This window comes from Pseudozobellia sp. WGM2, assembly GCF_017810075.1.
Classification (GTDB): domain Bacteria; phylum Bacteroidota; class Bacteroidia; order Flavobacteriales; family Flavobacteriaceae; genus JADNYK01.
This window is the reverse complement of sequence record NZ_JADNYK010000011.1, coordinates 1-12358: the sequence shown is the minus strand read 5'-3', so window position 1 is coordinate 12358 and position 12358 is coordinate 1. Positions and strand designations below refer to the sequence as shown.

Sequence of the window (12358 nt, the reverse complement as noted above, 5' to 3'; positions counted from 1 at the left end):
GTTTATAATCCGTGAAAAATAAAGTTTTTTAAGGATATGTTAATTGAATGTTACAAGTTTAACATTCCTTTAGTACGAGATTTAAGAAGTACAAAACTTTTCTTTTTGTCATTCACATTGATGTGAACCACATTTTGTTGGTCGTCGAAAAGATCGGTCAAGACTTCATTTTCAATGGCTATCGATTTCAATTCGGTCAGATTTATATCTGCAACTTCGATAAAACATATCATCACATCGGCGTCGTATTTTTTTCCGATATAATTGTACTGTATGGGTTTTCCGTTTATCGAAACAACAAATTTGCTACGCAGGTATTTCTCGATATATTCGTCGGCAAGCTCTGATTCCTTTTCCGTATCAAGCTCGGCATCTACATCATATCGCGCCATTAACAGGCGATTGAAATCATCAATAAATATTCGTGACGTAATCTGAACAGCCTGATCTTTTTCAGAGAAATTTACGTTGGTCACACTTACATAAAACTTATGTGCTACCGTAAATGCAAAAAGGGGGAGGACTAAAAGAAAGAAGAGTTTTTTAAAGTGTTGCATATGCTGGCCTTAGTGGTTGCAAAAATAAACAAAACCTATGCCAAAACGGTATCAATCGTGATTGTTGTTTTTTCGGTAAACCATACTCTTTCGTCGCATAAACTCCCATATCTTTAAACGATCGTGGGTATCGACGGTAACTTGAAAAACAGGATCAATTTCACAGAAATACATAAAATCGTCTATTTTATCTTCGGGAATCTTAAACCTAGAAACATATAAAGAATCGGCATAAAAGCTACGCACTCGCTGTGTTCTGTTGTAGGTCGCGTTTCTTGCTACCCGTGATTTCAACATTTTTGTACGCCCGGTGATGGCATTAATAATCGGATTAAAAGGTATACCTCCACCCGTAGTCGCTTCGTTCAGCAAGCGTTCGGCCTGACTTGGAAAAACTGCATAAGCATTTGGCAACCCTAACGTAGAAGCCGTAACGACAGGCTCCGTTTTTAAACGGTTCAGATCGCGACCCACATCGCCCGAAAGGTTATAGGGCATAACAATTACCTCTTCCAGCTCGGTCAGTGCTTCATCGAGAGGCACCATTAAAAGCTTGCTTTCCAACACAGAAAGGGTAACGACCATTTCTTTGCGTCGATACTGTATCGCCGAAAATACCAAAGTGTCGTTAAGATTTACTGCAATGGAAAAAAAACCGTTGATATCGGTAATCGTTGCCTTTTTGGTAGTGGTGTTCAATACGTGCGTAGCCGCCACATCGCCATCTTTACTATAGACCCTTCCTTCCAATTTTTCAGAAAAAAAGTCTTGGGCCACCACCGACGTAAGAGACCAAAATAACATAAGTAGAAAGACACTACTCTTCTTCATTCATTTGTTCGCGATAAAATTCACTCTCGGTCACCAAAAAATCGATCAATTGAAATTCGTTCTTCTTCAATAACAGATCATACTGTGGCGCACGGCCATCGACATATGTAAGAAAATCGTCTATCTGTGCCTGTGAAAGTTTTAGGTCGACCACAAAAAATTCATCGTCGTATACCTGACGTAATACTTCGCTCATTTTTAATTTCGGCCGTTGCTGCCCATCTTTTTGGGCCACTTTAGACAAGGCCTTGAAAATATTGACAAAGTTTAAACCGTCTTGCATACCCCTTTCCGTTTGGCTCAGCGACACATTTTCCACTTCGGTAGAACGGTCTATTTCGTATTCAACTTCTTTGAACTCTTGATTCTGTACTTTTAAAAACCGTTCTCTATTCTCCGGTGTAACCACAACTTCGTCAAGCTCGGTCACCTTTTCTTTTACTTCAACGACCAAACGACCATTTGCAATTATTTCATTGGTGACTTTAATAACCTTCAACTGATAATTCACAGCAGTAAACGCCAATTCATCACCCACTTTGGCGTCAATGGCGAATTGACCCTTATCATTTGAAATTACGGCATTCTCTGTCGTAATGTTAATTACATTTTCATTCGGCACCGGTACATTTCTATATAAAACCGTACCTCTCAAAACATTACGGTCACCATTTTGCGCAGCGGTATAAAAAGAAATAAAAAGTATAAAAATCAAGGTAGGGATATTCTTCATCAGATTGTTTTAATATATAAATTAGATTCGGCTTAGCAGGTCTCACTTTGCGTGAGAGCCTATTTCTAAGCGGCCAAACCCTCGGTCATATGTGTTCTTGAATTTAAAAAGTTCATAAAGAAAGCACAAGTACCGGTTTTAAAAAAACGGTCATATCTAAACTTTTGTTAATTCATTTTTGACATACCGAAGGTTAAAGAATGTACTTTGTAGGAAAAACTTTCTCCGTTTAACTAGACGAACAAGTAGTTTATCCTGATAAGTTAGTAATGTATACAGATAATTATATTTTTGTTGACCCTAATACCTTAAATCTTGATCATATGCTCAAGCACTTAGCAATACCTTTCGTACTGATCGGTCTTCTTGTAACGACGGCTGCACAGGCCCAGGTCAAAATCGGTGATGACCCCCAGACCATTGATGCCGCATCTCTTTTAGAGCTTCAAAGCTCTGACAAGGTTCTCGTGATTACCCGGGTAGATTCTTTGCAAATGACCACCATAGTCCCTAATCGGGGGGCCATGGTCTATAATACTACCGCAGATTGTATATATTATTATGATGGCGCACAGTGGAATAATATGTGTAACGTAAACGGAGAAGGCGGAAACCTAACCGCTGACCCCTTGGTTAATGATATTAGTACTATTGTGATTACGCCTACGGCGGATGGCAGCAACTTCGAAATTGCCCCGAACAGCATTAATAGTGAACAGATTGTGAATGGCGGTATCAACGGTATTGATATTCAAGATGGATCGATAGGCCAAGGAAAGCTTCAGAACAATTCGGTTACGCAAGATAAACTTTCTGAGAACTCCGTAGGTGCTTTTGCATTGGATAATGATAATATCAACCTGTCAGATTTCACCAACGATGAAGGCTTTATCACAAACGCTGATATCATCAGTAATGATCTTGGTAACGCTATTAGTGCAGGAACCGATAACGGCGCATTTTATGACGATTCTGGCTTGCAGACTCAAATAACTACCAATGCGACCAATATTGCCGCTGACGGAGATACCGATGCCACGAACGAAATTCAAAGTTTGGAACTAAACAACGGTAACGAGCTATCGATTACCGGGGTTACAGGTTTTGTGACTTTACCCACTGCTGATGGTTCAGATACCAAAATAGAGAATGGCACCAATACCATCGTATCAGGTAATGGTACTATTGCTACGCCCTATGCTATAAATATTACGGGGGTCGATATAAGTGACACTAACGAGTTACAAGATTTATTGTTCGACGACGCTACAAATATTCTGACGCTTAGCAACCCGGCCAGTTCTACCAATCAAGTTGATTTAAGTGCTTTGGCTGGTGGTGGAGGTACCGATGACCAAAATGCCGGTGAGGTACCCGTGGCAGCTACCCCCGCTAACTATACGGCTGCAACAGCCGATGTAGAAGCACACTTGGCAGGGATCGATGCGGCCCTTGCAGGTGGCGGTGGAGGGTCTACCGAAGTAGTGGACGGCACTACTCTAACAGGTACAGGTACAGCTGCAAACCCTTTTAAAATCGAGCCCTCTGCAACTAACGGGCAATTTTTAACTACGGATGCCAGTGGAGATGTAGTTTGGGCCAATGTACCTGCTACAGGTACTACACCTATTTTGAGTGAAGTACTAGCAGCAGGAAACGGTGCGCTAAATCAACAAATAAAAGAATTATTGGATCCCACTGCTGCCCAAGATGCCGCCACAAAAGCTTATGTCGATGCAACGGTAGCCTCGGGCGGAGCCTTAACCGATGGTTCAATTCTTATTGGAGGTGCAGGCGATGTAGCCCAACAGTTAGAAATTAGCGGCGATGCCACCATGGATAACGCTGGGGTTCTGACCATACAAAACGATTCTATAACGTCACTAAAAATTAAGGATGCTACCATCGCTCTTGAAGATTTTAGTGATATGGGGGCCGATGCAGACGGCCAAGTCATGAGATGGAGCGAAACCAACGGACAATGGGAGATAGCTTCTGCAGCAAGCCATACCGGTCAATCAAAATCAATATTTTTTGCAGATGAAAACGGTGATCCTTCCCAATTTTTTCACCCGACGAATGGCAACCCAAGTTTCATATGGGATTATGAAGCAAGGGTAGTATCCGGGAGAGCCTACGGAGCTTTAGGTATTGGTCTTGACGGCCAGGCTATAAACAATAATGTTAAAGTGCATATCATAGATAATGTTGGTGGAAATGTATCATATCCTTTAGAAGTGCAGAACCGACAAGAAGGTGCCGGGTCGGCAGTAGGCATATTGTTTGCTCACGATAGATTCAATGATGGAAAAGGTTCTCTGGTGTTTCAAAGAACAGGGAACTTCGGAGTAGGCGATTTTCATTTTGTATTGAATAACAATAGTGGCGCCCGACAAGCTCCTCAGCTAGCCTCCGACAAAGCCTTTACCATTCAGAATGATGGGGATATAGTCCTTTACAACGGTATAGAAATTGCCGGAGATCGTGGTGATGCCAATCAAGTCTTGACTTCCAATGGAGCCGGGGCCGTCTCTTGGGAAGATGCTGGAGGTTCTACTACCTATACGGGTGGAGCCGGACTTACTCTTACCGGAACAACTTTTGCTGTAAATGATTTAGCTGGAGAAGTGACCGGACCTACTTCGGCTACTGTCATTGCCGACGATGTTATAGGTACTGATGAATTGACCGTAAACGCTGTTTTTGAAGAAAACATCAATGCCAATGCGGTGACATCAGCTAAGATAGCACCAAATACAATTACTTTAGATGACCTTAATAATATGGGTGCAACAACCAATGGACAAATTTTAAAATGGGACCAAGATAACTTAGTCTGGACTATCGGTACAGATAACGGTGGATCGACTACTTATACTGGAGGTGACGGACTTACGCTATCAGGCACCAATGATTTCAGCGTTAACGTAGATGGTGCAACTATTGAAACCGCATCAGATATATTACAGGTAAGAGATGCAGGCATCACCAATGCTAAATTAGACAAGGCCAATATTCCCTTAAGTGGTTTTGGTGTACCTACAGCCAGTATCGATTTAAACACCCAAAAAATCGTTAATCTTGGCACTCCTACCCTTGATGCAGATGCAGCTACCAAAAAATATGTAGATGATAATGCTGGCGCAAATCTTTCTACTACAGACTTGACACAAACCTTTGGTGAAGATAGAACGTATAATTTGAACGGTTCAAACTTATACTTTGACGGAGCTGGTTTAATAGGAATAGGCACAACAACACCTGCTGCTAAATTCCATGTTTCTGGTGGACAAGTTAGAGCTGCAACCTTTTCCGCCGGTGATGGGTTTGCCTATGGCTTTTCAAGTGACCCCGACACGGGTGTGTATCGAGTTGAAGCGGACCAAATAGGTTTTGATGTTGGCGGATTTCAAGCTTTAACTATTGATGAACCAAGTGCAGGAATAACTAATGTCACAGTAAAAGGTGCATTCTCAACCAATATAAGAACAGAAGCTGGCGGCGGTTCTATATTTGTTGCCGATGACGATCATACAGTAATTATTGGTAATGCAACCACAGTAAATTTACCTGCGCCTTCCACAGGTGGCACAGGCATTAACGTCGGTAAAATTTATATATTAAAAAATATCACAGGAGGAGCAATAACTATAGATTCATTTATTGATTCTGTCGGAACACCTTCAACTAGCTTACCAGCAGGTGTGACTCAGCTGCAAAGCGATGGTTCAGCTTGGCACCAAATCAATTGATTATGAATAAGACAATTTCATTTTTATTGATGTTAGTAGGGGCGACAACCGCTCAGGCCCAAACCGCTTTGTACAATACGGGCAACCTTCGTTTACATGATGGAGGTCAAATGGGTTTTCATACCGACCTCATAAACGATGGTTCTTTTGATGAGAACCAAGGCCTCGCCGGTTTTTATGGCACCAATTTGCGCAATATTAGTGGTAGCTTGCCCCCTACTTTTTTCGATGTAGAGTTTATGACCCAAAACGGCACTTTTCTAGATATTCCGGTCAATGTGGCCAACAATGCCAATTTTGTTTCGGGCAACGTATTGACCCCTAGAACTCAAAACGCAACTACATTGAACTTTCTGGATCTAGGGTTTTCATTTGGAGAAAACGATATCAGTAAGGTCGACGGTTATGCCAGCATCAACAATCAGCAAAGTTTTAACTTTCCGGTGGGCGATGTAGAACAATTGCGACCTTTGATTCTGAACTCCGAGGGAGTGAACGCTCTGGCGAAAGCGGCCTACTTTTTTGAAGATCCGAATAGTCCCTCGACCTTTACCTCCTTTAATACCAATACCAAAGCGAATGGCCTTGGTGATATCAGCACTACTGAATTTTGGCGACTGGAAGGTTCCGTACCTTCTTCGGTACAACTTTCTTGGAACGATCGAAGCGACATTGCCTCTTTGAGTCGGGTGGTCGAAGAAATTGTTATTGTCGGGTGGAGTAAAACTACCGATCAATGGGAAATGTTGGGCGGCCCGTCTTCAGTTGGTGATCTGATCAATGGGGTAGCCATTTCCGGTTCTTTTATTCCCGATGATTATGAAGTGCTCACTTTTGGGGCTTTCGGAGAACCACGTGATTTTCTCGACCTTGAAAATTACTTTGTGTCCCCGAACGGTGATGGTATCAACGATTTCTTGGAAATTCCTGAATTGGCATTATCACCCAATAACCACATTATGATTTTTGACCGAAATGGTTCTAAAGTTTTTGAGTTGGATGATTATACCAATGAGTTCAACGGGTTTTCGAACCAAAATAATTTCGTTATCGGTCGTGAAAACGGACTGCCTTCGGGAGTGTATTTTTATATTGTTTCCCTAGACGATTTAAACCTTGAATTTCAAGGGTTTCTCTACTTGGCCAATGATTAGTGCTATTAGAAAAAACGTGGTGAAATGGTGCTGCGAATTCTTCTAAATACTTCGTAGCGTAAAAAGATTTCGAAAGAACCATCATTAAATCGGGTACTGCCCAATTCAGTCGTTTCTTTGTCATAGGCAAGACCGGCCATAAATTGGTCCGAAAATTGAAACCCGACCATCGCACTCACGGCAGCGTCCCAACGGTAAGCTAGGCCCATTGAAAATTTATCCCTCAACAGTACACTAGCAGATAGATCCGCTTGCAAGGGTGCACCCTTGACCGCTTTGAACAATACGGCAGGTTTTAGCTTCACATCACGATTCATCTCGAAAACATAACCCGTAATAAAGTACCAGTTCATTCGCTCCTGGGCTAAATAAGAAACTGATTCTCCTGAATTGTCAAAATGCTCGGTCTTTAGAAAATTGGGTATTGAAAGTCCAGAATAGAAATTTTCGGTATGGTAATAAACCCCCGCACCAAAATTTGGTGAAAACTTTTTATCGATACTTGCCGCCGTTACTCCCCTAGCCTCCATCTCGTAATTTTGGAGTTTATTAAAATCTACGGATAGCAAATGACCCCCGGCCTTTACCCCAAATGACAATTTACCTTCTTGCGATACAGGAACGGTATAAGAAACAGGAATATCGAAATAAGTATCTTGATTGGTTCCATTTCCGATTTCATCGTTAACAATAGACAGCCCTAGGCCCAATCTTTTACCAATAGGGCTGTGCACGTTTAAAGTTTGGGTCATCGGTGCACCATCGAGACCGACCCACTGAGAGCGGTGTAGAAGCATTGCGCTAAACGTACCCCTTGAGCCCGCATAAGCTGGGTTGATCGTTATGGTGTTGTACATATATTGGGTGTACTGTGCATCTTGTTGGGCAGCCCCTTTCAGGGCGCCCAAACAAAGTAATACAACTAAAACTAATCTGTTCATGATTTTGTTTCTACTAGTGGTTGGTAATTATCTATTTATATAGAGGTATCCTGATTGAGAACGCTGATCGTTGTTATTTACATACTTAATGATGTAGAAATAAACGCCCACCGGTAACTCTTCTTTCTGTTGAATGGTCACCCTTCCGTTCGAAACACCGGTAAAGGCTTTATCAGCATTGTTATACCCATCTGTTTCGTACACCTTCACACCCCATCGATTATAGACTTCCACCGTATTTCTTGGGAAGCTTTCAATATTTGTGATAATGAATCTACCATCGTTCAACTGTGGCGTTACTAGGTCGTTCTTAACTTCAATATCACATGCACTACCTGTGGGAGGAGTACCCCCAAGTGAACTACAGCCATCTAACGGATCGGTGTTATCAGTTACCTCTTGACCATCTAATATACCATCGCCATCGGTATCGGCATTGTTAGGATCCGTTCCTCGATCTTCCTCTTCATCTACGGAAAGACCATCATCATCACAATCTGATGTACCCAAAGGAGCGCCTCCATCCGAATCACAATCGTCTAGCGGATTCGTATCGTCCAAGACTTCTTCTCCATCACTAATTCCGTCACCATCCGTATCCGGATTGTTTGGATTAGTACCTAAAACAGCTTCCTCATCATTGGTCAGTCCGTCATTGTCTGGATCATTATCTACGACATCAATGCTATAAGCCTTAGTTTCATTTACCGTAATACTGTTACCTGCTGTATCGGTGGTTGTCAGACTTATTTCAATTGAAGTGTCATCATCCGCTACCAAATCACTACCGGGCACGTCTATGTTAAAGTTACCTAGGGAATCAACAGTACCTGTGTAAGTGTTTCCGTTGATAATCAAGGACACTACATCATTCTCATTGAAATCACCAGTTACCGTTCCCGTTATTGCAACATCCGAAACAGCTTCGGTAGCATCGATACTTTTATTATCCGTAACATCATCGATAGTCAATGCCACTATCGGCGCAGAATTATCTACACTATATGTTTTTGTTTCTACGGATGTTCCAGTATTTCCACCAGTATCAGTCGTAGAAACACTTCCTTCGACAGTAGTATCTGCATCGGCAGCTAATTCACTACCCGGAACATCAATGCTAAAGTTTCCGGAAGCATCAACCGTTCCTATATAATCTGTACCATTGACGGTCAAGGTTACCGGGTCATTTTCATTGAAATCTCCAGAGACAGTTCCCGTTACGGCAACGTCCGCTCCCGCTTCCGTAGCGTTCAATATGTTGTCAGCCGTGATGTCGTCGATGGTCAATGTTGGAATCGGCGCTACTACATCTACACTATATACCTGTGTATCCGTAGCACTTGCAGAGTTTCCGGCGGCATCCGTAGTGGTCACGCTTCCGTCCACCGTGGTGTCCGCATCGGCGGCCAGTTTGCTGCCCGGTACGTCAATACTGTACGCGCCAAGGGCGTCTACCGTTCCCGTATAATTTGTTCCGTCTACCGTTAGGGTCACCGTATCGCCGGCATTGAAGTCACCGCTTACCGTTCCCGTTACGGAAACGTCCGCTCCCGCTTCCGCAGCGTTCAAGATGTTATCGGCAGTGATGTCGTCGATGGTCAATGTTGGAATCGGCGCTACTACATCTACACTATATACCTGTGTATCAGTTGCCGTTCCTATATTGCCGGCGGCATCCGTCGTCGTTACGCTTCCGTCAACAGTCGTATCGGCATCGGCGGCCAGTTTGCTGCCCGGTACGTCGATACTGTACGCGCCAAGGGCGTCCACCGTTCCCGTATAATCCGTGCCGTCTACCGTTAGGGTCACCGTATCCCCGTCGTTGAAGTCACCGCTTACCGTACCCGTTACGGAAACGTCAGCTCCCGCTTCCGCGGCGTTCAATATGTTGTCCGCCGTGATGTCGTCTATCTCCAAGACCGGTACCGGAGCTATTGCATCATGCTCAATATCCCTAGTTATTTGAGCTGCAGGATTACCTCCCAGGTTACTTACATCAGCAGTAACGGTTTCATTAGCGTCCAAGGCTTGGGCATCCAAAGCCGGAATATTCAAGGTCCAAGTATTGGAACTAACAGGAGCAGTATACGTTTCTCCGTTCAATGTTACCGTCACTATTTGTCCGTCTTCTACATTGGAGGTAGTACCACTTATCGTTACAGGACTGTCATCTTCAGTATCATTTATAATATCATCGCCTGCGACAGTATCAATTGTGATTGCCGGAGAAGTGGTATTAACTGTGTATATCTGGGTATCCGTCGCGGTTCCTACATTTCCGGCAGCGTCCGTGGTGGTCACGCTACCGTCTACAGTCGTATCGGCATCGGCGGCCAGTTTGCTGCCGGGTACGTCGATACTGTACGCGCCAAGGGCGTCCACCGTTCCCGTGTAATTTGTTCCGTCCACCGTTAAAGTAACGGTATCACCGGTATTGAAATCACCGGATACGGTTCCCGTTACGGAAACGTCAGCTCCCGCTTCCGCAGCGTTCAATATATTGTCCGCGGTGATGTCGTCTATCTCCAAGACCGGTACCGGTAATGTGGTATCTACAGTGTATACCTGCGTATCCGTAGCACTTGCAGAGTTCCCGGCCGCGTCCGTAGTGGTCACGCTACCATCAACAGTTGTATCCCCATCGGCCGCCAGTGCGCTGCCCGGTACGTCGATACTGTAGGCGCCAAGGGCGTCCACGGTTCCGGTATAGTCCGTTCCGTCGACCGTTAGGGTCACCGTATCCCCGTCATTGAAGTCACCGCTTACCGTTCCCGTTACGGTAACGTCCGCTCCCGCTTCCGCGGCGTTCAATATGTTATCGGCCGTGATGTCGTCGATAGTTAATGTTGGAATTGGCAATGTGGTATCTACCGAATACACTTGTGTATCCGTAGCACTTGCAGAATTACCAGCTGCGTCCGTAGTGGTCACGCTACCGTTTACCGTGCTATCGGCATCGGCGGCCAGTGCGCTTCCCGGTACGTCGATACTGTACGCGCCCAGGGCGTCTACCGTTCCGGTATAATCCGTGCCGTCGACCGTTAGGGTCACCGTATCCCCGGCGTTGAAGTCACCGCTTACCGTTCCCGTTACGGAAACGTCCGCTCCCGCTTCCGCGGCGTTCAATATGTTATCGGCAGTGATGTCGTCTATTTCCAAGACCGGTACAGGTAATGTGGTATCTACCGAATACACTTGTGTATCCGTAGCACTTGCAGAGTTTCCAGCTGCATCCGTAGTGGTCACGCTTCCGTCTACCGTGGTATCGGCATCGGCGGCCAGTGCGCTGCCCGGTACATCGATACTGTAGGCGCCCAAGGCGTCTACCGTTCCGGTATAATCCGTTCCGTCGACCGTTAGGGTCACCGTATCCCCGGCATTGAAGTCACCGCTTACCGTTCCCGTTACGGAAACGTCCGCACCGGCTTCCGCAGCGTTCAATATGTTGTCCGCAGTGATGTCGTCTATGGTCAATGTTGGTACCGGTGCCGTGGTATCCACCGTATAGGCTTTTGTTTCTGTTACTGTTCCTACGTTTCCGGCCGCGTCCGTTGTGGTCACGCTTCCGTCTACCGTGGTATCGGCATCGGCGGCCAGTTTGCTGCCCGGTACGTCGATACTGTAGGCGCCCAAGGTGTCTACCGTTCCGGTATAGTCCGTGCCGTCCACCGTCAAGGTTACCGTATCCCCATCATTGAAGTCACCGCTTACCGTTCCCGTTACGGTAACGTCCGCTCCCGCTTCCGCAGCGTTCAGGATGTTGTCCGCCGTGATGTCGTCGATAGTCAATGTTGGAATTGGCGCTACTACATCTACACTATATACCTGTGTATCCGTAGCACTTGCAGAATTACCAGCTGCATCCGTTGTGGTTACACTACCATCTACCGTGGTATCCCCATCGGCCGCCAAAGCACTTCCAGGTACATCGATACTGTAAGCGCCCAAGGCGTCTACCGTTCCGGTATAATTTGTTCCGTCGACCGTTAGGGTCACCGTATCCCCGGCATTGAAGTCACCGCTTACCGTTCCCGTTACGGAAACGTCCGCTCCCGCTTCCGCGGCGTTCAGGATGTTATCGGCAGTGATGTCGTCTATTTCCAAGACCGGTACAGGTAATGTGGTATCCACCGTATAGGCTTTTGTTTCTGTTATTGTTCCTACGTTTCCGGCCGCGTCCGTCGTCGTTACGCTTCCGTCTACCGTGGTATCCGCATCGGTCGCCAGTTTGCTGCCCGGTACATCGATACTGTATGCGCCAAGGGCGTCTACCGTTCCCGTATAATTTGTTCCGTCGACCGTTAGGGTCACCGTATCCCCGGCGTTGAAGTCACCGCTTACCGTTCCCGTTACGGAAACGTCCGCTCCCGCTTCCGCGGCGTTCAGAATA

Annotated in this window: 7 protein-coding genes; 2 read left to right on the top strand and 5 right to left on the bottom strand. The window is 45.3% G+C overall.

Going from position 1 to position 12358, the window contains the following annotated elements; all coding sequences use genetic code 11:
* Positions 1-50: 50 nt before the first annotated feature.
* From IV512_RS18565 to IV512_RS18555, 3 genes are read right to left on the bottom strand one after another with little or no spacing between them, the layout of a single operon-like run.
* On the bottom strand, positions 51-557 hold the full coding sequence (locus IV512_RS18565) for a DUF6702 family protein (RefSeq protein ID WP_209406098.1): 507 nt from the start codon (positions 555-557) through the stop codon (positions 51-53).
* Between the two features lie 51 nt (positions 558-608).
* Entirely contained in the window at positions 609-1388 is a 780-nt protein-coding gene (locus IV512_RS18560) for a carboxypeptidase-like regulatory domain-containing protein (protein WP_209406096.1), read from the bottom strand.
* Positions 1375-2121: a hypothetical protein gene (locus IV512_RS18555; RefSeq protein WP_209406094.1), complete on the bottom strand. Its 747-nt coding sequence runs from the start codon at positions 2119-2121 to the stop codon at positions 1375-1377. Before IV512_RS18555 ends, IV512_RS18560 begins: the two co-directional genes overlap by 14 nt.
* 323 nt (positions 2122-2444) lie before the next feature.
* Here IV512_RS18555 and IV512_RS18550 point away from each other — a divergent pair, with 323 nt between their 5' ends.
* Positions 2445-5873, top strand: a complete 3429-nt coding sequence (locus IV512_RS18550; RefSeq protein WP_209406092.1) for a hypothetical protein — start codon at positions 2445-2447, stop codon at positions 5871-5873.
* Positions 5874-5875: 2 nt separating this feature from the next.
* The gene (locus IV512_RS18545) at positions 5876-7027 is read left to right on the top strand and encodes a gliding motility-associated C-terminal domain-containing protein (RefSeq protein ID WP_209406090.1); all 1152 of its coding nucleotides are present in this window, start codon (positions 5876-5878) and stop codon (positions 7025-7027) included.
* A gap of 5 nt (positions 7028-7032) precedes the next feature.
* Here IV512_RS18545 and IV512_RS18540 read toward each other — a convergent pair whose 3' ends face one another.
* Both IV512_RS18540 and IV512_RS18535 read right to left on the bottom strand, forming a co-directional pair.
* Positions 7033-7968 carry a type IX secretion system membrane protein PorP/SprF gene (locus tag IV512_RS18540; protein WP_209406088.1) on the bottom strand — a complete coding sequence of 312 codons (936 nt, stop codon included), beginning with the start codon at positions 7966-7968 and terminating at the stop codon, positions 7033-7035.
* A 27-nt stretch (positions 7969-7995) separates the two neighbouring features.
* Positions 7996-12358 (bottom strand): Ig-like domain-containing protein (locus IV512_RS18535; RefSeq protein WP_209406086.1); only part of this gene is annotated, 4363 nt, incomplete at its 5' end.

Coding starts and splice junctions, on each gene's coding strand:
- IV512_RS18560 (WP_209406096.1), bottom strand. CDS start 1,388: ATGAAGAAGAGTAGTGTCTTTCTACTTATGTTATTTTGGTCTCTTACG.
- IV512_RS18545 (WP_209406090.1), top strand. CDS start 5,876: ATGAATAAGACAATTTCATTTTTATTGATGTTAGTAGGGGCGACAACC.
- IV512_RS18540 (WP_209406088.1), bottom strand. CDS start 7,968: ATGAACAGATTAGTTTTAGTTGTATTACTTTGTTTGGGCGCCCTGAAA.
- IV512_RS18555 (WP_209406094.1), bottom strand. CDS start 2,121: ATGAAGAATATCCCTACCTTGATTTTTATACTTTTTATTTCTTTTTAT.
- IV512_RS18565 (WP_209406098.1), bottom strand. CDS start 557: ATGCAACACTTTAAAAAACTCTTCTTTCTTTTAGTCCTCCCCCTTTTT.
- IV512_RS18550 (WP_209406092.1), top strand. CDS start 2,445: ATGCTCAAGCACTTAGCAATACCTTTCGTACTGATCGGTCTTCTTGTA.